Below are 23,739 nucleotides of genomic sequence, written 5' to 3' on the forward strand. Positions count from 1 at the left end.
TAGTATGTTTTACTAGATTATACAATTGTAACATTAATAAAATATAAGTTTTTATCTTGATAATTTCTTGACAATATCTTAATAAAATCTCAACAATTTTAAAATAAGATTGTTATATATAAATGCACTAAAAGGATACGCCATGAAAGAAAAAAAAGAAATAGGACTTCACGAAGCTTATTATAATGATCCAGTAAAAAGTGATTTAGACATATTTGGTAGAGAAAGTGATGAAAATAGAAGAGGCTTTTTAAAAAAATCTTCTATGTTAGCAATGGCTGCAATGGTTGGTTCGAATATTCCTTTTGCATCAAAGATGCCTTCAGGTCTTATTCCTGCTGCATTAGCTGATTCTACTGAACCTTTTAGAATAGAAGGAAAAGATGGTCTTGTCTATTTAAATGATAGACCTGTAAATGCAGAAACACCGCCGCATTTATTAAATGATAAATTCACTCCAGGAAAACATTTCTTTATTAGAAATAATGGTATTCCTCCAAAGAAAACAGAAAATCCAGATGAATGGACTTTAGAAATTGCAGGTGAAAGTTGTGAAAAACCTATGACTTTTACTTTAAAAGAGTTAAAAGAAAAGTTTAAACACTATACTTATGCTGTACAGTTAGAGTGTGGTGGAAATGGTAGAAAAGAGTATAACCCACCAGCAAAAGGAAATCAATGGACTACAGGTGCTGTAGGATGTGGAAGATGGACTGGTGTTAGATTAAGAGATGTTCTTGAGTATTGTGGTATCAAAAAAGATGCCGTTTATATTGGATATTATGGGAGAGATACTCACTTAAGTGGTGACCCAAGTAAAGACTCTATTTCTAGAGGTGTTCCAATGAGTAAAGCCTTAGAAGATCAATCTTTAATCGCATGGGCTTATGAAGGAGAAGATATTCCTTTATATAATGGATATCCATTAAGATTAGTTTTTGGTGGATGGCCTGCATCAACATCAGGAAAATGGGTTAAAAAAGTAGTTATTCGAGATAGAGTGCATGATGGTAAAAAAATGCAAGGTCAATCTTATAGAGTACCTAAAAATCCAGTTGCACCAGGAAGTGAAGTACCTGATGAAAATATGGAAATCATAGAATCAATGCCAGTAAAATCATTGATAACATTCCCTAAATCAGGTGTAAGACATGAAATAGGTAAAAAGTTTAAATTCAATGGAAAAGCTTGGGCAGGTGATTTAGAAGTAGAGCAAATGGAAGTATCTATCGACTTTGGTGCCACATGGCAAAAAGTTAAAAAATTAGATAAACCAGTAAATAGACTTGCTTGGCAAACATGGGAAGCATCTGTAAGATTCCCTAAAATAGGATATTATGAAGTATGGGCAAGAGCTATGGACTCAAATGGTGTTAAACAACCAATGATTTTACCTGGATGGAATCCAAGAGGTTATTTAAATAATGCTTGCCATAGAATAGCTGTATTAGTAGTGTAAGGAGTTTTATTATGAAACTAAAAAAAACTTTTGTAACCTTTGGGTTACTTGCACTTCTTTCATCTTTTTCTTTTGCAGCTGAAAAGCAATATGACAAAGATACGGGTCTTATTATTGATTCTGGGATGGAAGTAGTAAAAACAAACTGTACAGTGTGTCATAGTGCTAAGTTTATTACTTTACAAAGAGGTAACAGACAAACTTGGCTTGATATGATTAGATGGATGCAAGATACACAAGGTTTATGGGAATTTGATCCAAAAACTGAAAAGATTATATTAGATTATCTGGAGAAAAACTATGCTCCAAGTGAATCTTCTAGAAGACCAAATTTAAGTAAAGACTTATTACCATAAAACAATTATTAGGGAAGTTTTTCCCTAATAGCAATTTAATACAATAAAATTTTTCAAAAATAGTATATACTTTCATATGGAAAAAAATCAAGATACTGCTTTTCAAACTAAAATTTGGAAACCAAAATTTAGTGATGACATTACTTTTCATAAAGCTTATTTTTTAAACTATGGTTTTGATAAGCATGTTCATGAAGACTATACTATTGGCTTAATACAAAATGGACATATGGATGCTTTTGTAGATGGTGAAAAAAAGAGTTTAGATAGTTCTACAATTGTTAGTGTAAATCCTGATGAAACCCATGCTTGCCAAACTTTTTACCATAAAGACTATACTCTTTATTCAATCTATTTAAAACCAAACTTATTTAAAGATCTTGTAAATGAAAACTTTCATACAAGTGAAGTTTATTTTAAAGATGGTGCATATTTTGATAAAGAACTTTCAAGTAGATTTCTAAAAATATTAAATTTTAGTGAAAATCAATATCTTTCTAACTTGGATTTTGAATGTGAACTTTTAGATTCTGTTAAAAGTCTAGTTTCAAAAAATGTAAAATATACAATAGATAAAAATATCTCAAATCATCAATCAATGATAAAAAGAGCAAAAGAGTTTATGAGTGAAAATTATCATTTAGATTTAAATTTAGATGATATCTCAAATGCTTTAGATGTATCTAAATATCACTTTTTAAGAACTTTCAAGGATAAAACCTTTATCTCTCCTCACAACTATCTTATGCTAAAAAGAATAGAAAAGGCAAAAGAATTACTTCAAAAAGGTGAAAGCCTTATAAATACAGCATATATCTGTGGTTTTAATGACCAAAGTCATTTAACTAAAAGATTTAAAGCTATCATGGGCTTAACTCCTGGGGAATATAAAAAGTTTTTTAATTAGCAATATTGTACAAGACAATATTTTCTTTCTTTGATACTATTTCTTATGGATAAAAATTTTAGAAATGGATTTATTGCTAATCTCCCAATTGGAGTTAGCGTTTTTGCTTATGGTGCAGTTTTAGGTGTACTTTGTGTTCAAAAAGAAATTGAGTTTTATCAATTAGCTTTGATGAATATCTTTATTTTTGCGGGGTCTTCTCAATTTGTAATTGTAGATATGTGGAATACAACTCTTGATATTATAGGTGTGACAATTGCAGCACTTCTTGTAAACTTAAGATATTTTTTGGTTACAGCTTCCTTGAATACTCTTTTTGTAGGCACAAGTAAAACTCAAAAATTTAAATATATGCACTTTGTGACTGATGAGTGTTGGGCTATTACAATGCAGAGATTAAAACAAGAGAAAATAACGCCTATGTTCTTATTAGGTGGAGGAGTTTGTATTTTTTCTATTTGGTTTGCTGGAACTTCACTTGGATACTTTTTAGGTGACTTTATTCAAAGCCCAGAAAAATATGGTCTAGACTTTGCATTTATTGCAATTTTTTTAGCTCTTGCAGTTAGTATGTATAAAGGTAAAGAGAATATTATTCCTTGGCTTATAACAATTGCTAGTGCTTTTGCTTTTGAACAGTTAATTGATGGAAAAATATATATAGTTTTAGCAGCTATTTTAGGAGCGTTTTCAGCAGTGGTATTTTCAAAGGATGAAAGATATGGATAGTTTTACACTTAGTGCTTTAGCTATAATATTTTTAGTTGCATTAGGAACTTATAGTTTAAGGGTTTCAGGAATATTACTTTCAAGTAAATTATCAAAAAATAAAAAAATAGAATTGTTTTTAGACTATCTTCCTTCTACTTTACTTTTGGCATTGGTTTTTCCAAGTATTATAAAAGAAGGTGTAGCTGGAATAGTTGCAAGTCTATTAATTGTTTTAATAATGTATAAAACAAATAATGTACTTCTTTCTATGTGTGTATCTATTTTATTTATAGCACTTTTTAGAAATTATATTACATAAGCCATTTTGGCTTATGCTTTGATTTCTTTGTATGCGTCACTTAGGCTTTTTGAAGCTTTTTGAAGTAGGTTTTTTTCTTTTTTATTTAAAGTCACATTTAGTCTATATTCAACTCCTTGGTTTCCAATTGTACAAGGAAGACTAAGAACTGTTCCTTTTTCTAAGTTATACTCTTCATTTGCTTTTACAGATACAGAGAATATCTTTTTTTCATCTCTAATAACACTTTGAATAAGTTTTACAACAGCAACTGCAACACCATAATTTGTATATCCCTTTTTTTGGATAATTTCATAGGCTCTATTTTTTACTATTTTCATAGTTTTCTTTTTTAACTGTGCCAATTTGATATTTTCTGGAAGAGGGAAGTTTTTTAGTTTTACTGAACCAATTATTGCATTTGACCAAACTGCAAACTCACTATCTCCATGCTCACCTATAACATGCACATGAACATTTTTTCTATTTACATTTAGTTCTTTTCCAACTTGAAATCTTAGTCTTGAAGTATCTAAAACTGTTCCTGAACCAAAGACTTTATTTGAGTCTCTTTTAGTAGCTTCTTGTGCTACTCTTGTAAGTATATCAACAGGGTTTGATACCATCAGTAAAACAGCATTTGGTGCATATTTATCAAGGTTTTTAATGATATCTTTTATAATTCCTGCATTTCTATCAAGAAGTTCTAATCTAGTCTCTCCTTCTTTTTGTCTAGCTCCAACTGTAACAGCTATGATACTACATTTTGCTAAGTCTTTATAATCATTTGTAGCTTTAATTGTCATTTCTGAAAGTAAAGGAATGGTGTCATCTATATCCATAGTCTCTGCTACTGCTTTGTCTTTATCTCTATTAAATAAAATTATTTCTTTTCCAACATTTCTAAGGACTAAAGCATTTACAATAGCTGCACCTACATTTCCAGCTCCGATTACACCTATTTTTGTAAGATTTGACATTTGATAAATCCTTTTGTTTTTATTTAAATTGTAGCTAGATAGTTTTAAGGAAAAATTATTTTAGGAAATCTATTTTTCTTTCGTCTTTCCATCTTTTTTTATTTTTTCTTTTAAAAGATGTAAAAATACTTATTCCTATTAATAAAGTTAGCACATAATAAGCATAAGTCTCCATGATATCCTTTCATTTTATATTTTGAAAGTATATCAATAAAAACTAAGCTTATTTAAAAGTATTTCATTTTGCAATATTTTTATTTTTGTAAAAGCTATAAGAAAAATATGTAACCATAACTAAAGTACCAATAATGATATAAATATATGAAATATCCCTTGCAGAACTTAAGTTTATAATAGAGGCTAAATATGTAGCACCCATAGAAGAAAGACCAAAGTTTAAAGCAGAAAATAGTCCTGATGCAGTTCCAGCATTTTTTTTAAAATCTTCTAGTGCAAAAGCAGGGCAGGCACTTACAAAGATTGTACATCCAGCTGCAATAATAGCCATAGGTAAAACATAGGTTTGCCAAATACCAAAAGATGAAAGAGCAAAAATCAACACTCCACCAAAAGTATAAAAAATGATTCCCATGCCTACAGTTTTTTTTATTCCTATTTTTTCTACTACTAAAGGAACTGTAAAACTGCCAATCATAAAAACAAAAGCAATAAGCATAAACATCCAACCAAAAGATACTTTTGTTAAACCTAAATGCCCAATTAAATATAAAGGTGCAACAGTTAAAAAGAACATAAAACCAAGAAAACCAACAAGGGTAAGACTTAGGTATAAAACAAAGCTTTTATTTGTAACTACACTTTTATAAGCTTCTAAAGTAGACTGCTTTTCTAAGATATCGTCTTCTTTACTTTTTACTAAAGTTTCTGCTGTAAAAAGGTATGTCCAAACAATACTACATAAACCAATAATAGAAAATAGAGTAAATACATATTGCCAAGAGTTTGTTTGTAAAATAAATGCCCCAATAAGTGGAGCAGATACAGGAATAATAGCTAAAGAACCATTTAGATAACTGTAAGCCCGTCCTAATTTAACTCCATCAAAAGTATCTCGAATAATCGCAAAAATTGCAGCAAAACAAGCACTTCCTCCAAAACTTTGTAAAGCTCTAAATACTAAAAACTGTGTTGCATTGTCTTGTGTTATTTTTGATATTAGATATGAAGCAAGGGAGAAAACAACAAGTCCTATAAGTGCAACATTTCTTCTTCCTATAATATCACTGATTCTTCCCCAAAACATCTGACCAATTCCCCAAAAAAGAAGGTAAATAGAAATAGCAAATTTAGCAACACTATTGTCACCTAGAAAAAAAGTTTGAATGTCATTTAATGCAGGTAAAAAAAGGTCAATACCCATTGGAAGTAGGGTAAATAATGGTAAAGCTAAAAAAAGAGTCATAAATATAGATTCACTACTTTTGTGTTTTAAAATTGTATGAATATGTTTCATAAAAATCCTTGTAAGAGTTATGTAAAGTTTGGAAGTGGAAAATAAAAAAGTGTACTCAATAATTAGATTTTTAGAATATATGCAAAGAGAGTACACTTTTTTTATAGAGAGAGGGAAAAAATGAATTAAATTGTTAGCACAAATCTCTATGGGCAGAACTTTAACAATTTATAACTTAAAAAACTATTACAGTAATAAAGTAAAGTAAGGACATAAAATATATATAGGGTAATATAATATACTAATAAATGTTACATTTATAATTAAATTTCTAAATTTAAACAAAATTTAATATAAAATATTACATATGTGACGGATATGTGACAAAAAAATATTATAATAATAAAATGAATAAGATTAAATTTTTACACACTTCTGACTGGCACTTAGGTCAAAACTTTATGGGAAAAAGCAGAATTGAAGAGCATGAAGCTTTTTTATCTTGGCTTTTAAATACAATAAAAGAAAATAATATAGACGTATTACTTGTATCAGGAGATATTTTTGATACAGGAACACCACCAAACTATGCACTTGAACTTTACTACAACTTTTTAAAACAATTATCACAAGTAAATAGTTTAAATACTACAATCATAACAGCTGGAAATCATGACTCTGTCTCAACACTAAAGGCACCAAAGCAATTACTTGAAGCACTAAATGTACATGTAGTAGTAAATGGCGATGAAGATGAAAATATAATCATCCCTATAAAAGAGCCTCTTATAGAAAATGATACTACTAAAGCAATAGTTTGTGCAGTGCCATTTTTAAGAGATAGTATCATAAGACAATCACTTGGAGCAGAAACAGTAAGTGATAAAGAAAAACTAGCAAATGATGGTATCAAAGCTTATTATGAGAAAACCTACAATAAAGCAAAAGAGTTAAACTCAAATGTACCAATCATAGCTATGGGACACCTTACAACTGTAGGAAGTAGAACAAGTGAAAGTGAAAGAGATATCTACATAGGTGGAACACTTGATATAGGTGGAGATTATCTTGGAAGTCTATTTGACTATGTAGCTTTAGGACACTTGCATATCAATCAAAAGGTTTCTTCAAATCATGTAAGATACTCGGGCTCTCCAATACCACTAAGTTTTAGTGAGTCAAAAAACACTCAAAAAGTAAATCTTGTAACTATAAAAGAAAGTGTAGAAGTAGAAGAGTTAGAAATCCCACTAAAAAGAAAGCTACAAGTTATCAAAGGCAACTTGGAAACTATAAAAGATGAACTACAAAAGGTGGAAGATAAAACAACTTGGATAGAAGTTCATATCAAAGATGATAACCCAATGTTTGCAAATACTCAAATAAGAGAAGAAGCTACAAAACTAGACCTAACAATCCTAGCTGTTAAAATAGAAAAAAGTGAAAAGCAACTGCGAGCAAAAGAGCTAAAAGCTATAAGCCTAGATGAACTAAGCGTAAATGATGTATTTGAAAAAAGATTAGAGCAAGAAAACATAGAAGATAAAGAGTTCAAAGAGCAATTAACTCTTAGCTTTTCTCAAATAGTAAACAACCTTCACGAAAGTGAGGAACAAATCTAATGAAAATACTAAAAGTAAAACTATTAAACATAAACTCCCTAAAAGGAAAGTTTGAAATAGACTTTCAAAAGTTTTTAAAAGATGAATCCCTCTTTGCAATAACAGGACCAACAGGAGCAGGTAAAAGTACAATTCTAGATGTAATAACTTGCTCACTATATGGAAAAACCCCTAGGCTTAAAAATCCAAATGAACTTATGAGTAGACATACTGGAGAAGCATTTTGTGAAGTAGAATTTGAAGTAAAAAGAAAAAACTATAGATGTTCTTGGGGTGTAAAAAGAGCAAGAAAAAATCCAGATGGAAACTTCCAACCAGCAAAGATGGAAATAGTTGATTTAGATTCTGGAAAAGTTATTGAATCATATTTATCAAAAGTTCCAAAAATAGTAGAAGAAATTACTGGATTAGATTTTGATAGGTTTACTAGGTCAATGATGTTAGCACAAGGTTCTTTTGACGCTTTTTTAAAAGCAGATGTTAATGAGCGTTCTACTCTTTTAGAAAATATAACTGGTACACAAATTTATAAACAAATCTCAAAAAGCATATATCAAACTTTTTCAGAAAAAAACAAAGAGATAGAAACAGCTCAAATAGCACTAGGAAGTATAGAGCTACTAGATAATGAGATAGTACAAGAAAAAACAAAACAATTAGAAGAAAGCAAAAAACAAAAGCAAGAACTAGACAAAAAAGAGGTCGAACTAAAGAAAATATCAACTTGGCTAGATACTTTAAAAAATCTTGAAAATGATAATATCAAATATACAACACAGTTCGAACAAATCTCAAAAGAAAAAGAGGACAAAAAAGAGGACTTCCTAAAACTAGAACTTGCAAACAAGGCTTTAAGAATACAGCCAATAAACCAAGAGAAAAACCAACTCTCAATAACTATAACAAATGACAAAAAAAGATTAGAAACACTAAAGCAAGAGAAAGAAACCCTAACAAAAGAGATAACAACAAAATCAAAAGAACTAGACTCTTCAAAAGAAACTTTAGAAAAAGAAAAACTCTCATACTCTCAAAACTACAACAAACTAAAAGAGGTAAGAGTTCTACAAACACAAGTTGAGAATAAATACGCCCTAAACATAGAAAAAAGCAAAAAAATATCAACTTATCTGCAAGAGTTAGCAAAACTATTTGAAGTAGATTTGCAAACACTTCTAAATGATGAATCACAACTACAAAGCTACTATGAAAACTTTTTAAACACTTTAAACACTTCAAAAGAGCAACTAAATAAACTCCTAGAAGAATACAAAGCTTGTGAGGAACAAACAAAAGATATAAACACAAAAGAAAACAACACAAGAGCAAAACTAAAAGAGATAGAAGCACTTCTAAAATCACTAGATGATTATGAAAAGCTAAACCAAGAACTAAACCAAGAGCAAACAAATATAAAAGAATATAACTCACAAATAGAAGTTCAAACAAACCTAAACAACGAAAAAATAAAACTAATAAATCAAATACAAGAGACTCTATCAACTCTAAAACAAACAAGAGAAAAAGAGCTTCTTATTAAAAACTACGAACAAGACAGAGCCAAACTAAAAGATGGCGAAGAGTGTTTTTTATGTGGCTCAAAAGAGCATCCATATATCAATCATAGTATCAATATCGATATAGATAAAACAACACAGAAAATAAAAGACCAAGAAGACTATTTAGCTGAACAAAACAAAGAGCTAAACCAAGCACAAATAAATCTAGGTAAATTAAGCACAAAACTTGAATCTTCAAACCTAAACTTACAAAAACAACAAATAACAAAAACACAAATAGAAGAGTTCTTCCAAGCAAACAGTTTCAAAATAGAGCAAGACTCAAAAGCTACCTTGCAAGAACAAAATGAAGTAAATGAAGCCAAGCTAAAAGAATATGTACTTTTAAGAGAGCAAAAAGAGAAACTACAAACACAAAAAGAAAATCAACAAACAGTAGTAAACAACCATGTGCAAAAAGAACAACAAATAAAATCAAATATCAAAGCAATAGAAGAGTTAAAACAAGAACAAAAAGCTTTAAACTCTGAGCTTCAAGATTTACAAATAAAAAGCAAATCTATTTTGGATGTACCAAATCTAGATGAGTTTGAACAAACTATTCAAAAAAATCTTGATAGTGTTTCAAAACATTATAACGATTTGCAAACATATCTTTCAAGCCTAAAATCAAAAGATGAATCAAACACAAAACAAATAGAACAATTAGTACAAAAACAAACACAAGATAAACAAACTCTAGAACTACTAACTCAGAAGTTTAACAAAGCCCTAGAAGAGTATGGTTTTAGTTCATATGAAGAGTTTGAAAAAGTAAAGCTAGATAAAGAGCAGTTTGAAACTCTATCAAAGCTATGTAAAAACATAGAAGAGAAATACTCACAAATACAAACACTCAAAAAAGACACAGCCAAAAAACTAAAAGAGCACAAAGAGCAAGAAAAAGAACTCTCTTTTGATAACAGAACTTTAGAAGATATAAACAAAGAGCTACAAGAGTTACAAAACACTATAGACAAACTTCAAGAAAGTATAGGAAGTCTTTCAAAAGAGTTAGAGATAAACGCTTCAAATATGAAAAAATCAGAAGATAAAATCAAAGAACTAGAAAAGAAAAAAGAAGCCTCAAAAGTATGGGTAAAACTAAATGAGATGATAGGTTCAGCTACAGGAGACAAATTTGCCAAATTTGCCCAAGGTATAACCCTAGACCAACTAATCTACCTAGCAAACAAACACCTAGAAATACTTAGCCCAAGATATGAACTCCAGAGAGCTACAGACTCAAGCAAGCTTTTAGATATAGAGATAATAGATGGCTTCCAAGGAGACGCGGTAAGAGGTGTAAATACACTCTCAGGAGGAGAAAGCTTCATCGTAAGTCTATCTTTAGCTTTAGGACTTTCAAGTCTAGCAAGCCAAAAGATAAGTATAGATTCACTTTTCCTAGATGAAGGGTTTGGAACACTAGATAGTGATAGCCTAGAGCTAGCACTAAATGCATTAAATCAGTTACAAAGTTCAGGAAAGATGGTAGGTGTGATTTCCCATGTGGAAGCTTTGAAAGAGCGAATTCCATTGCAAATAAAGGTTGAACCTAAGGGTGATGGAACGAGTATATTAAACTTAAATTAGAAGGAGTTAAGGATGAAAGATTTAATTATAGCGGCGATAGATAATAAAAATGTAGTAGAGTTTACTTATAAAAATGATTTACGAGTAGTTGAACCATTTGTCATAGGTGTTACATCTACAGGTAAAATTGCATTAAGAGCTTATCAGGTAGGTGGAAATAGTTCAGATTCTAATACTATTGGATGGAAATTATTTACACTTGATAAAATGAATAATTTAAGAGTTACAATAGATAATTTTACAGGAGTACGAGAACATTATAATCCTAATGATTCTGCATTAAATCCTATTTATGCAAGAGTTTAAGAGGTGCTTTTATGGGATTAAAATTAGATAGTTTATATTTAGAAAATTTTAAGTGCTATGAAAGTTCTGGGAAAATTCCTTTTCATAATTTAACAGTTTTTATTGGTGAAAATGATGCGGGTAAATCTACAATATATGATGCCTTAGATTTGGTATTAAATAATAATTATCCTAAAAATGAAGATTTTAGAGAAGGCTCAGATATTATTACAATTAAAATTGTATTTACTCTGAGTACAGAAATAGAAGAATTATCTCAATATCTTATTGATGATAGAGTAACTATTGTAAAAAAATATCAACGAGATTCTGCAACAATATTAGAAGTACTAGGTGAAAAATTTCAGGATGAAGACTTAAATAATTATAAGAACATGAATGCCACTGAATTGAAAGCTTTGTTAGAACGACTTGAACTTCCTGCTGAAAGTAATCAAGATTTGAGAAAAGATTCAATAAAGAATTACATTGATGAAGAAAATCCAATGACAACAGATGACTATATAGAAATTAAATGGAATCAAATTAATACATATCTCCCAATATTTCAAAGGTATTCGTCAAGTGATTATGGTAATCCAACTTCATCAATTAGAAAAACATTAGACTTAGTATATCGAGAATCGTTTTATGAAGAAGAAAATGGGACTTATAGATTAAAAGATAATTTTAGTAATTTACATGATGATATTACAGCGTCTTTAAACGAAAAGTTAGAAACACAGCTTTTAGCCTATATAAAAAAATATAAGCCTGAAATTGAAAGTGTAAGTGGTGATTACGATATTGATTTTTCAAGAGGATTGAACTTTTCAGGATTAATAATAAAAAACAATAGTAATGAAAGCAGAAATATTGATCAGTTGGGAGAGGGCTCTAAGAAAAAGATATTTTTATCAATTTTAGAATGGGATTCAGAAATCAGCTTAGCATCATCACATAATAGATGTATTATAAGGGGTTATGATGAACCAGATGCATATCTACACTACAATGCACAAAGAGAAATGTTCTATATGATTCAAAGATTAGCAGAAGATAATGAGTCAAATATACAGTCAATAATATGTACTCATGCTTTAACAATGATTGACAGGGCACCAGCAAGAACAATTAATCATGTTATTAAAGATGCTGACAAATCAATTATAAACTTTTTAGACACAAATGAAGATGAAGATATTTTAGATTTTTTAAATGATGTATCTCAAATAAGTGGACTAAAAAATACTAATATTTTTTATGAAAAGTGCTTTTTATTAGTTGAAGGTGAAGGTGAAGAAAATGCTTTACCAATTATGTATAAAACTTGCCATGACAAAAGTTTAGTTGAGAGTGGTGTAGTTTTAATTAATTTGCAAACTAATGGACAATGGTCAAATGCTTTGAAATTTTTAAAATCCAATAAAAAAGATGTAACGGTATTGTTTTTAGATACAGATACTCAATATGAAGATTCAAATAGTAGAGTAACAAAAGAGAAATTAGAAGATATTGGATTTGATGAAGATTTTTTAGATAATAATTGTTTTTTTATTGGTACTAAAGAGTTTGAAGATGTCTTTTGTGATTTAACATATAAAAACTTATGTAATGAAAAGTTTATCAAAGATGATGATACAGAGTGGATAGAAAATGAGTTTAATCAATTACGAAGTGTAGACAAGTTCTCAGAGGATTTAAGAAGAATGTTAAGTAGAAAATGCAAACGTAGAATTGGTAAACCTGAAATATCATTAGAACTAGCAAAAAAATTATCAAAAGATGATATTGAAAATATAGAACCAATAAAAAATCTTTTTGAAAAGATAAATGAAATTATAAACTAGAAATAAAAGGGAAAAAATGACAATTTATAAAGACATAAATGGTGACTCAGGTGTTTTAGGGTTTGAAATAGATGAAGATAGAATAGTTGTTGAGTTTAGAGGTGGTTCTAAATATTTATATACTTATACAAGTACTGGAAACGAGCATATTGAAAATATGAAAGAATTAGCTAAAAATGGTGATGGACTTAATAGTTATATCAATAAAAATGTAAGAAACAGATATGAAAAAAGATTAAAATAGGAATTTGTTTTGAAGAAAGAAATAGATGTAGAAAATAATAGTTTAATGAAATTGTTTAGTGAAAACAATTTTACAATACCATCATATCAAAGACAATATGTTTGGAATGAAGAAAACACAAAAGAGCTGTTACAAGATATTTTTGAAGCAAGTGCTGAAAATAGTGGTGAAAATGAATACTTTTTAGGTTCATTAGTATGTCAAAGAGTAGGAGATAGTTTAGAAGTATTAGATGGTCAGCAGAGACTTACAACATTATATTTAATTTTTCATGTGATGAGAAATCTATTCCTTAAACATGATGATACAAGTTATTATGAAGCACTAGATGAATTATTACATCAAAAAGAAAATAAAGCAAAAAAATTGAAGGAAAGAAATAAATTTAACTATGAAATTAGAAAAGATGTAAAAGATTTATTTGATAAATTAGCAACACATAATGATATAAATGAAATTGAATCTTTTAATGATTTTAAAATAAAGTCAAATATTTCAATTGAAAATATCATTAATAACTTGATTGAAATACAAAAATATTTTTCAAAAAAAGATATAAATATTGTTGAATATTATGATTATTTAATAGAACAAGTGAAAATTATTACTATCACTACGGAAGACTTAGAAAATGCTTTTAGAATCTTTAGTGTTTTAAATAATAGAGGTATCCAACTTCAAAATGCTGATTTAATAAAAGCGGATAATATTGGTGCTATTGAAAATGATTCCAAAATTGAATATTCTTTAAAATGGGAAGATATTGAGAATTACTTTGATGGAGATTTGGATCGTTATTTGTCAATAGTAAGATTAATTCTTGTAAAAGAAAAAGCAAAGTTAAATTTATATAGTGAATATAAAAACTATTTTGAGAAAAACTCAGATATAAAAGGTACAATTTTTATAGATAAATTAGATAAATATAAAGAAATATATGAAAAAGTAATTAAATTGAATGATAATAAGATTTCAAATAAAACTAAAAATCTTTTAACAATAATGCATTATTTACCACATAATGATTGGATTAGTGCAGTAATGAGTTATTATTATAAATTTGGAAATGTTAAATTTGATGAATTTATTGAAGCATTTGATTATATGGCATCTACGGATAATATTATCGGATATGATATTACAACAAAAATTAAAGATATTTCATTGATATTATCTGAAATTGATAAATCAAAATCACCTGATGAGTTACTTTCAAATGAAAAAAGTGTTCTATATGATATTGATATAGAAGAATTAGAACATGCGTTAAAACAAAATATATATAGAAAACGTGTATCTAAATATATTTTGTTAAAAATAGAATATATTTCTAGAAGTAATGATGATGTTCAAATAGGTAATTTTCAGAAATTAACAATTGAACATATTTATCCCCAAAAACCAAAAGATATGAAGGATTGGGATTTTGAGAATGAGGTAGAATTAGATAAGTATAGAAATAAAATAGGAAATTTAGTTTTATTAAATAGATCTAAAAATTCATCTTTAAGTAATAGTTCATTTGTAAATAAAAATGATAAATACAATTCTAATGAGTCAATCGATATATTTGAGGAAACAAAAAAAGTATATAATCCTAATAGAAGTGAATGGAAACTTGACGATATTATAAAAAGACAAAATACTTTAATAAAGTGGTTAATTAATAATAAAAAAGTTGAAGATTGGGCATAAAAAATGAACCTATCTAAATCACTCTACACAAAAGGTATCCAATGCCCCAAAGCACTTTGGCTTAAAAAATATAAGCCAAGTGTATTAACACCACCAGATGAGCAATCACAAGCTATATTTGAAACTGGAAATATAGTAGGTGACTTAGCTTGCAAGCTTTTCCTTGGTGGTAAAGAAGTACCATACACTACAAACTATGATGAGATGATAAGTACTACAAAAGAGTACTTAGAAGAGGGTGTATCAAATATCTACGAAGCTACTTTTAACTATGAGGGCATACTTATCATGGTAGATATTTTAAAAGTAGAAGATGATAGTGTATCTATCTATGAGGTTAAAAGTTCTACGGAGGTAAAAGATATCTATCTTCATGATGTATCTATTCAGTATTATGTTCTAAAAAACTTAGGTTTTAGTATAAAAAGTGCAAGTGTAGTGCATATAAACAATGAGTATGTAAGAGGTGAGAGTTTAGAACTAGACAAACTATTTAAAATAGTTGATGTCACTAGTGAAGTACAAAACCTACAGTCAAATATCCCAATCATATTAAAAGAGTTTGAAACTTACTTAGAAGACAAAGTAAATGAGCCAGATATAGATATAGGAAAACATTGTAACAAACCTTATGAGTGTGATGCTAAAAACTATTGTTGGAAAGTTCAAAGACAAATTCCAGATTATTCTATCTTTAATATTTTCAATCTTGGAAGTAAAAAGCAAGTTGAATTGTACAATCAAGGTATCATCGATATAGAAAATATCCCAGAAGATTTTGATATGACGGCAAATCAAGCTCAAGCAGTAGAAAACTACAAATCAAAAGCTAGCTACATAGACAAAGAAAATATCAAAGCCTTTTTAGAAAACCTCACATACCCTATCTATCACTTAGACTTTGAAACCTACCAACAAGCAATACCACAATACAAAGGTATAAAACCCTTCGAGCAAATCCCTTTTCAATACTCACTTCATATAGAGCATGAAGATGGAACGCTAATCCATAAAGAGTATTTGAGCAAGGATAGTATAGATAGTAGATATGAACTAGCACAAAAGTTATGTGAAGATATCCCAAGTGATGTTACAGTATTGGCTTACAATATGAGTTTTGAAAAAGGTGTGATAAAAAGATTAGCCAACCTTTTTCCAGAACTTAGCACTCACTTGCTAGCCATAAATGAAAATATGCAAGACCTAATGACACCCTTCCAAAAGAAATGGTACGTAACACCAAGTATGCAAGGAAGCTACTCTATCAAGTATGTATTGCCTGCATTAGTTCCAGAGTTTGAAAAGGCATACAAAGAATTAGAAGGTGTACAAAATGGAAGCGAAGCTATGAATGCCTTTGCAAATCTATCAAAGCTTGATGAGGTAAGCAAAGAGAAAATGAGAACTTCACTTTTAGAGTATTGTAAACTTGATACTTTGGCTATGGTGAAGATATTGGAGAGGTTGAGGGAGGTTTAGGTTATTCTAAATCTAAACTTAAGGTCACAGTTTGTGACCTTAAAAAGTATGAAAAGTCTTTAACACTTTTTAATTGCAATTTGTAATAAATTTAAATAAAAATATTTTTTAATGTTATTATATCTTCAAATGAGGACAATAATATGAATGAATTAATAATTGATGATGACATAAAAAATAAAATATATACCATAAGAGACGTGCAAGTTATGATTGATAGAGACTTAGCAAAACTTTATGGTGTAGAAACAAAAGTATTTAATCAAGCAGTAAAAAGAAATATAGAAAGGTTTCCTAATAATTTTAGATTTCAATTATCTGATATAGAAAAAAATGAACTGGTCACAAATTGTGACCGGTTGAGTATATTGAAACATTCTAGTTCAAATCCATATGTATTTACAGAGCAAGGTGTATCAATGCTTAGTGCTATTTTAAAAAGCAAAATTGCAATTGAAATCAGTATAAAAATCATAAATAGCTTTGTAAATATGAGAAAAGTTATCTCAAATAATAGTTTAATATATCAAAAAATAGATGACTTAGAAAAAAAACAAATTTTAAATGATGAAAAATTTGAAAAGTTATTTCATGCCTTAGAAGATAAAACAATCAAACCAAAACAAGGTATTTTTTACGATGGAGAGATGTTTGATGCCTATACTTTTGTATCTGATTTAATAAGAAGTGCAAAAGATAAAATAATACTTATAGATAATTATGTTGATGATAGTGTCTTAACTCTATTTTCAAAAAATCAAAATGTACAAATAACTATTTATACAAAAAATATCTCAAAACAACTGAATCTTGACCTTAAAAAATACAATTCACAATATAAAAAAATAGAGATAAAAAAGTTTGAAAATTCACATGATAGATTTTTGATATTAGATGATAAAGAACTATATCATTTAGGAGCTAGTTTGAAAGATTTAGGTAAAAAATGGTTTGCTTTTTCAAAGATGGATTTAAAAAGTTTCGATGTTTTAGAAAGGTTAGAAACTTGATACTTTGGCTATGGTGAAGATATTGAAGAAGTTAAAAAAGATATAGATTAAAACTAAAATCTATATCTTCACTTTTAGATATTCTAGCTTTCAACTTTTTCTAAAGAATTAGTATCAATTTTTTCTAAAACCTTATCTATAGATTCTAACTTACCATCTATAAACTCTATAAAACTTTTGTAGTGCTCTTTTTGTTTATGTTTCTCAAGAGACTCTTCACTATCCCATTCTTCTATAAAATAAAATTTATTTTCATCATCTTTATCTTTGTAAAGGTCATATTGAATAAAACCTTCATCAAATTCGTGGGTAAGTTTATGCATTGCTTGCATAAATGGATAAACTATTTGTGTAAACTCTTCTTTAACTTTTATTTTTACTGTAAATACTATATTGCTCATAAATAACCTTTAAAATTAAAATAACTTTAGCATTATACATTTGAAATTTTAAACTTAGATTTTTAGATAATGTTATTATAATCTTCTTTTACTATAGTGCAAATATTATATTATGATTTATATGGAGTAAATATGAATAATAAAAAAATACCATTATCTGTATTAGATTTAATTCCAGTGGGAGAAGGCTTTACCATACCTCAAGCTATTGAAAATAGTACAAAATTTGCCCAAAGTGTTGAAGAGTTTGGCTTTACTCGTTATTGGGTGGCAGAACATCACAACTTCTCAGGAATCGCTAGTGCTGCTACTTCTGTTATATTGAGTTATATTGGAGCTAAAACTAAAAGCATAAGAATAGGTTCTGGTGGTATTATGTTGCCTAATCACTCTCCTTTAGTTATCGCAGAACAGTTTGGTACATTGGAGTCTTTATATCCAAATAGAATAGATTTAGGTTTAGGAAGAGCTCCTGGAACAGATAGACAAACAATGATGGCTTTAAGAAGAGATATAAATAATGACGACTTTCCTCTTATGCTTAAATATTTACAATACTATTTATCAGATGAAGCAGGCAAAAATGGAATAAAAGCAATACCTGGATTTGGATTAGATATTCCTATTTGGTTACTTGGTTCTAGCACTTTTAGTGCACAATTGGCTGCACAAAAAGGTTTACCTTTTGTTTTTGCTTCACATTTTGCACCTGATTTGATGGATGATGCAATAAGAATATATAAGGAAAATTTTAAGCCATCTGCACAGTTAAAAGAGCCTTATATAATGGTTTGTATTAATATAGTATGTGCTAATACAAATGATGAAGCACAATATTTAGCCACTACAGAACTTCAAAAATTTCTTTATCTTCAAAGAGGAGATAATAGACAATTACCAAAACCTACAGAAGATATGAATAATTTATGGGAACAATGGGAAGAAAATAGCATAAGATACAAAACAAGAGAATCAATATGGGGAACACCAGAATATGTAAAAGAAAGACTTGATACTCTTATTAAAAGAACAGGTGCAAATGAAATCATGGTAAACTCAATGATACATGACCCAGAAAAAAGAATAAAATCCTACGAACTCGTCTCAAAAGTTTGGTTTAATTCTCATTGAGATTTGTTAAATATTAATCACTAGGATTTTAGAAAAACTTTAATATAATTTAACAAATTAATTACATAGGATAATTATGAATAAGATAGTTCTAAAACCAAAAAAACAAAAAAAATTTAGCTTATATTGCCCATTTACAAATGAAAAATTATATAACGATGATAATTCATATGAAATCTATGAAGGTGCTGGAAATTATCTTTTTTCAATATGTGAAGATTGTCTTTTTGTTGATGCAGGAAACAATGAAGAAATCGAAAGCTATTGGAAAAATTCTGCTATTGAAGCAATTGAAAAATTCGTAAAAAATCATAAAGAAGAAAATATCTTAATTATTGAAGTTCAAGATGATGAAGATACTTATTGGTTTGGTTTTTTAAATGAAGAAAATATTGAATTAACAGAGCAAGAATTAGAAAAGAAATTTATCAAATAGATAAATGAAGTTTAAAAGGAGAAAGTATGAAAATTGGATTTATAGGACTAGGAATCATGGGAAAACCTATGGCAAAAAATCTATTAAAAGCAGGCTATGAATTAGTTGTTACAAATAGAAGTAAATCTTCTCTTGAAGAGTTAGTATCAGCTGGTGCAATTGATGCTAATAGTGCTAAAGAAGTTGCTCAATCTTGTGATGTTATTATTACTATGCTTCCAAATTCTCCACAGGTTAAAGAAGTGGTTTTAGGTAAAGATGGCGTGATAGATGGCATAAAAGCTGATAGTATTGTTATAGATATGAGTTCTATTGCGCCATTGACTTCTCAAGAAATATCACAAGAATTAGCAAAAAAAGATGTAGAGTTTCTAGATGCTCCTGTAAGTGGTGGTGAACCAAAAGCTATTGATGGAACACTTTCTGTTATGGTTGGTGGAAAAAAAGAGATATTTGACAAGTGTTACGATATTTTGATGGCTATGGCTGGCTCGGTTGTTTATACAGGAAAAGTTGGAGCAGGAAATACTACAAAACTTGCAAATCAAATTATCGTTGCACTTAATATTGCTGCTATGTGTGAAGCTTTAGTTTTAGCTACAAAAGCTGGAGTAGAGCCAGAATTAGTTTATGAAGCAATTAGAGGAGGACTAGCAGGAAGTACTGTATTAGATGCAAAGGCTCCTTTAGTTATGGATAGGAAATTTGATCCAGGATTTAAAATAAACTTACATATAAAAGATTTACAAAATGCACTAGACACTGCTCATGAGATTGGAGCACCTGTTCATCTTACAGCTAGTGTTATGGAAATTATGCAAGCTATGAAAGCTGAAGGGGAAGACCATTTAGATCATGGAGCTTTGATAAAATATTATGAAAGATTAGCAAAAGTTGAAGTTAAAAGATAACTTCAACTTTATCACTATTATTAACTCAAAATAATATCTAATAAATCTATTTTAAAAAACTACTTAACGAATAACTAAAATATTATAATAAAATAACATTAAGTGTCATTCTAGTAAGATATAGAATAAAATTATTAAAAAGGATATGCTATGAGTATCAAAGGTAAAATCATTGGTGCATTTACAATACTTGTAATTATCACTATGTTATCGAGTGTTTATATTGCTTATAATATAAACAAGATTAAAATAAATGTTAATAATCTAACTCATAAAGATTATGCAGGTATTGATTACTTACTAGAGGGTGATAGAGACTCATATCAATCAAATGTAGCTTTATCTCAAATGATTAATTTAGGTTTGATTTATTTACTTGAAGCTGATAGGGATTCATACCAGTCAAATATGGATTTATCACAAGTTTTAAGTATAGAAGATCAAGATAAATCAAAAGAATTAATCGATGATGCTTTGAAAAACTTAGACCAAGTAAAGCAAAGATTTGAAAAGTTTAAAAATCTTTTAAAAAAAGAACTTCCTCAATTAACTGATGAATTTGGCAAATTTGATATATTATTTACAAAAGTAGAAAAAGATACAAATGAATTATTGTCTTTAATAAAAGGTGGAAAATTTAAAGAAGCAAAAATATACTATTTTGAATCTTATTTAGATGATTACAATAAAATGAGAGATAAAATGGATTTCTTTACTGGTGAAACTTATAAGGTTATAAATAATAATCAAGTTGGTACAGATGGAGCAATTAAAACATCTTTTTCTGCCTTTGTAATTATGTCTATTATAAATATAATAATAGCAATAATTTTTACTTTCTATTTAAGTAGAACAATTAAAAATGGGATCTCTAAATTTAGAGATGGTTTATTAGGTTTCTTCTCTTATTTAAATAAAGAAAGTAATGATGTAAAACTATTAGACACAAGTTCTAAAGATGAAATTGCCCAACTTGCAGTAATAGTAAATAAAAACATAGAAAATACAAAATCCTTACTGGAAGAGGATTTAATACTATTAGAGGATGTAAAAAAAGTTGTAGCACAAGTCAAAGAAGGAAATATAAAAGAAAAAATAGTTAAAGATACACATAACCAGAGTTTAGAAGAACTTAAAACTATTTTTAATGATATGTTAGACTCTATAGCAAAAACAGTTGCAGATGATTTAAATGCAATAAAAAAAGCATTAAAAGAGTATCAAAAATTAAATTTCAGATTTAGAATAGAAAATTCAAAAGGTGACACAGTAGAAGGATTAAATACTCTTGCTGAGATTATAAATGAAATGCTTGTTACTAACAAATCAAATGGTTTGACTCTACAAAATAGTGCATATACTCTTTTACAAAATGTTGATAAATTAAGTAGTTCATCAAATGAAGCAGCAGCAAGTTTAGAAGAAACAGCAGCAGCATTAGAAGAGGTTACCTCAAATATTTCACACAATACTGAAAATGTAGTAAAAATGGCACAAAATGCAAATGAACTTAAAAAATCATCTACAGAAGGTGAAAAACTTGCTACTCAAACTACTAATGCTATGGATAGTATTAATGAACAAGTGACTGCTATTAATGATGCTATTTCAGTCATAGACCAAATAGCTTTCCAAACAAATATACTTTCACTAAATGCAGCAGTTGAAGCGGCCACTGCTGGTGAAGCTGGTAAAGGTTTTGCAGTTGTTGCTCAAGAGGTTAGAAACCTTGCTTCAAGATCTGCTGAAGCTGCAAAAGAGATTAAAGATTTAGTTGAAACTGCAACTGTAAAAGCTAATGATGGTAAAAATATTGCTGATATTATGATTAAAGGTTATGTAGGTCTTAATGGAAATATTAGTACTACTTTAGAGTTAATTGCTGATGTTGAGGTTGCTAGTAAAGAACAAAAATCTGGTATTGTTCAGATTAATGATGCTATTAATCTTCTTGACCGACAAACTCAACAAAATGCTTCTGTTGCTAATGAAACTAAAGAAATAGCAAATCAAACTCAATCAATAGCAGATGAGATTGTAAAAGACGCAAATGAAAAAGAGTTTGAAGGCAAAAATAGTGTTAAAGCTAGAGAAGATATAGATATAAAAACTACAAATAAACAACCAACTGAAGAGAAAAAACAAAAACCTAAATTAGAAACAAATAATAATAGCAATACGAAGAATAAAGAAATAAAGCCTAATAAAAAAGATGATTCAGATGAGTGGGAAAGTTTCTAATCCCACTTTATAAAAGTTTTAAATAAAAAATTATTTAAAACTTTTTTTGTAGATATTCAATACAGTATCTAATAGTGCAGCAACTACTGGACCTAAAATAATACCTACTGGACCAAAAGTTATTATTCCTCCTAGTATTGATACAAGTATCACAAGGTCAGGTAGTTTTGCATCATTTCCAACAATCCATGGTCTTAAAAGATTATCTACTAATCCTACTACTGCAATCCCCCATATGGCAAGAGCAATTGCCCAAGCCATACTTCCTGTAATCATAAGATATATTACTGCTGGAACCCAAACTATAGGTGCTCCTAATCCAGGAATAGCAGAAAGAAGAAAAACTACTGTACCCCAAAATACTGGTCCATTAAGTCCGATAAGCCAAAAACTTAAAGAAACTAATAGTCCCTGAATGAATCCAATAATAACAATACCTTTAAGGGATGCTTTTGTTACCATAAGACCACGACTCATAAGTTCTTCATAATCATTTTTTGAAAGAGGTACTAAAGAAGAAAAAGAGTCTAGTAGTTTTTGTCCATTTATCAAAAAATAAAACATTGCATAAAGCATAATAAATAAACTCATAAGAAACCCAGCAGTTCCTTTTGTAGCACTAGATAAACTTGATACCAACCAACTTCCAACTGCACTTGTTGCATCAGAAGCTTTTTTAAGTAGGGTTTCATTTATAGAACCAAACTTATCTTGAAGGGGTAACCAACTAGGTAATTGTTCTTTTAATGATATTTTTTCATCTAAAATCTCTTTTACTAGGGGAGTTGTTTTTTCACTAAATTGTATAGCTTCACTTGTTACCATTCCTGTAAGTGCAGTTAGTGGTAAACCTACAGCTAAAATTGTTACTACTAATACAGTTGAAGCGGCCAAAACAGATTTGTCTTTTAGGTATAGAAGAGTCTTTTTATAAAAAGGATATAATAATCCTGCAAAGATTGCTGCAAGCACAAGAGCTATTAAGAACTGCAGAATCATTCCTATAAAACCCATAAGAACTGTAAACAATAATAATAATATAAATGCTTGTTGAAATTTATTGTGTTTTTTTTGGTCCACTAGGACTCCTTAGATAATTGATAAGTATTTAAAAATAAAAACTATACCTATTTTATAATTAAATTTTGTAATCT

General features: G+C 28.8%; 21 protein-coding genes. 17 read left to right on the forward strand and 4 right to left on the reverse strand.

Features of this window, described 5'->3' with window-relative positions; all coding sequences use genetic code 11:
* The first annotated feature begins 265 nt into the window (after positions 1 to 265).
* The 5 genes from CRV01_RS05090 (at position 266) to CRV01_RS05110 (ending at position 3,752) form a co-directional block, all read left to right on the forward strand.
* Positions 266 to 1,459 (forward strand): sulfite oxidase, encoded by a 1,194-nt coding sequence (locus CRV01_RS05090; protein ID WP_375234259.1) that lies wholly within the window; start codon positions 266 to 268, stop codon positions 1,457 to 1,459.
* An 11-nt stretch (positions 1,460 to 1,470) separates the two neighbouring features.
* On the forward strand, positions 1,471 to 1,815 hold the full coding sequence (locus CRV01_RS05095; protein ID WP_129007155.1) for a hypothetical protein: 345 nt from the start codon (positions 1,471 to 1,473) through the stop codon (positions 1,813 to 1,815).
* A 76-nt stretch (positions 1,816 to 1,891) separates the two neighbouring features.
* Positions 1,892 to 2,722: an AraC family transcriptional regulator gene (locus CRV01_RS05100; RefSeq protein WP_129007156.1), complete on the forward strand. Its 831-nt coding sequence runs from the start codon at positions 1,892 to 1,894 to the stop codon at positions 2,720 to 2,722.
* A 45-nt stretch (positions 2,723 to 2,767) separates the two neighbouring features.
* Positions 2,768 to 3,451, forward strand: coding sequence for an AzlC family ABC transporter permease (locus CRV01_RS05105; RefSeq protein ID WP_129007157.1), 684 nt, complete (start codon positions 2,768 to 2,770; stop codon positions 3,449 to 3,451).
* Positions 3,444 to 3,752, forward strand: a complete 309-nt coding sequence (locus tag CRV01_RS05110) for an AzlD domain-containing protein (RefSeq protein ID WP_129007158.1) — start codon at positions 3,444 to 3,446, stop codon at positions 3,750 to 3,752. Before CRV01_RS05105 ends, CRV01_RS05110 begins: the two co-directional genes overlap by 8 nt.
* A gap of 11 nt (positions 3,753 to 3,763) precedes the next feature.
* Here CRV01_RS05110 and CRV01_RS05115 read toward each other — a convergent pair whose 3' ends face one another.
* Complete coding sequence (locus CRV01_RS05115; RefSeq protein ID WP_129007159.1) at positions 3,764 to 4,711, reverse strand: L-lactate dehydrogenase; 948 nt, start codon at positions 4,709 to 4,711, stop codon at positions 3,764 to 3,766.
* A gap of 238 nt (positions 4,712 to 4,949) precedes the next feature.
* A complete protein-coding gene (locus tag CRV01_RS05120) occupies positions 4,950 to 6,185 on the reverse strand; it encodes a multidrug effflux MFS transporter (protein WP_129007160.1) in 1,236 nt (411 codons plus the stop codon).
* 347 nt (positions 6,186 to 6,532) lie between these two features.
* Here CRV01_RS05120 and CRV01_RS05125 point away from each other — a divergent pair, with 347 nt between their 5' ends.
* From CRV01_RS05125 to CRV01_RS05160, 8 genes are all read left to right on the forward strand, one after another.
* Complete coding sequence (locus CRV01_RS05125; protein ID WP_258238315.1) at positions 6,533 to 7,747, forward strand: exonuclease SbcCD subunit D C-terminal domain-containing protein; 1,215 nt, start codon at positions 6,533 to 6,535, stop codon at positions 7,745 to 7,747.
* The gene (locus tag CRV01_RS05130; RefSeq protein ID WP_129007161.1) at positions 7,747 to 10,902 is read left to right on the forward strand and encodes an AAA family ATPase; all 3,156 of its coding nucleotides are present in this window, start codon (positions 7,747 to 7,749) and stop codon (positions 10,900 to 10,902) included. Before CRV01_RS05125 ends, CRV01_RS05130 begins: the two co-directional genes overlap by 1 nt.
* A 12-nt stretch (positions 10,903 to 10,914) precedes the next feature.
* Positions 10,915 to 11,208 (forward strand): hypothetical protein, encoded by a 294-nt coding sequence (locus CRV01_RS05135; RefSeq protein ID WP_129007162.1) that lies wholly within the window; start codon positions 10,915 to 10,917, stop codon positions 11,206 to 11,208.
* Between the two features lie 11 nt (positions 11,209 to 11,219).
* Entirely contained in the window at positions 11,220 to 13,037 is a 1,818-nt protein-coding gene (locus CRV01_RS05140) for an ATP-dependent endonuclease (protein ID WP_129007163.1), read from the forward strand.
* 16 nt (positions 13,038 to 13,053) lie between these two features.
* Positions 13,054 to 13,281, forward strand: coding sequence for a hypothetical protein (locus CRV01_RS05145; RefSeq protein ID WP_129007164.1), 228 nt, complete (start codon positions 13,054 to 13,056; stop codon positions 13,279 to 13,281).
* 9 nt (positions 13,282 to 13,290) lie between these two features.
* Positions 13,291 to 14,976, forward strand: coding sequence for a DUF262 domain-containing protein (locus CRV01_RS05150; RefSeq protein WP_129007165.1), 1,686 nt, complete (start codon positions 13,291 to 13,293; stop codon positions 14,974 to 14,976).
* A gap of 3 nt (positions 14,977 to 14,979) precedes the next feature.
* Positions 14,980 to 16,455, forward strand: coding sequence for a DUF2779 domain-containing protein (locus CRV01_RS05155; RefSeq protein ID WP_129007166.1), 1,476 nt, complete (start codon positions 14,980 to 14,982; stop codon positions 16,453 to 16,455).
* A gap of 143 nt (positions 16,456 to 16,598) precedes the next feature.
* Positions 16,599 to 17,465, forward strand: coding sequence for an ORF6N domain-containing protein (locus CRV01_RS05160; RefSeq protein ID WP_129007167.1), 867 nt, complete (start codon positions 16,599 to 16,601; stop codon positions 17,463 to 17,465).
* Positions 17,466 to 17,548: 83 nt separating this feature from the next.
* Here CRV01_RS05160 and CRV01_RS05165 read toward each other — a convergent pair whose 3' ends face one another.
* Positions 17,549 to 17,866 carry a putative quinol monooxygenase gene (locus tag CRV01_RS05165; RefSeq protein ID WP_129007168.1) on the reverse strand — a complete coding sequence of 106 codons (318 nt, stop codon included), beginning with the start codon at positions 17,864 to 17,866 and terminating at the stop codon, positions 17,549 to 17,551.
* A gap of 132 nt (positions 17,867 to 17,998) precedes the next feature.
* On the opposite strand from CRV01_RS05165, the gene CRV01_RS05170 reads away from it, so the two are divergent.
* The 4 genes from CRV01_RS05170 (at position 17,999) to CRV01_RS05185 (ending at position 22,585) form a co-directional block, all read left to right on the forward strand.
* Positions 17,999 to 18,997, forward strand: a complete 999-nt coding sequence (locus CRV01_RS05170; protein WP_129007169.1) for an LLM class flavin-dependent oxidoreductase — start codon at positions 17,999 to 18,001, stop codon at positions 18,995 to 18,997.
* Positions 18,998 to 19,073: 76 nt separating this feature from the next.
* Positions 19,074 to 19,433: a hypothetical protein gene (locus CRV01_RS05175; RefSeq protein WP_129007170.1), complete on the forward strand. Its 360-nt coding sequence runs from the start codon at positions 19,074 to 19,076 to the stop codon at positions 19,431 to 19,433.
* A 26-nt stretch (positions 19,434 to 19,459) separates the two neighbouring features.
* Entirely contained in the window at positions 19,460 to 20,344 is an 885-nt protein-coding gene (garR, locus tag CRV01_RS05180; protein WP_129007171.1) for a 2-hydroxy-3-oxopropionate reductase, read from the forward strand.
* A gap of 150 nt (positions 20,345 to 20,494) precedes the next feature.
* A complete protein-coding gene (locus tag CRV01_RS05185) occupies positions 20,495 to 22,585 on the forward strand; it encodes a methyl-accepting chemotaxis protein (RefSeq protein WP_129007172.1) in 2,091 nt (696 codons plus the stop codon).
* Positions 22,586 to 22,615: 30 nt separating this feature from the next.
* Here the strand turns inward: CRV01_RS05185 and CRV01_RS05190 are convergent, their stop codons facing one another.
* On the reverse strand, positions 22,616 to 23,665 hold the full coding sequence (locus CRV01_RS05190) for an AI-2E family transporter (protein WP_258238316.1): 1,050 nt from the start codon (positions 23,663 to 23,665) through the stop codon (positions 22,616 to 22,618).
* Positions 23,666 to 23,739 lie beyond the last annotated feature (74 nt).

It is taken from the genome of Arcobacter sp. CECT 8983, assembly GCF_004118855.1.
Lineage (GTDB): Bacteria > Campylobacterota > Campylobacteria > Campylobacterales > Arcobacteraceae > Halarcobacter.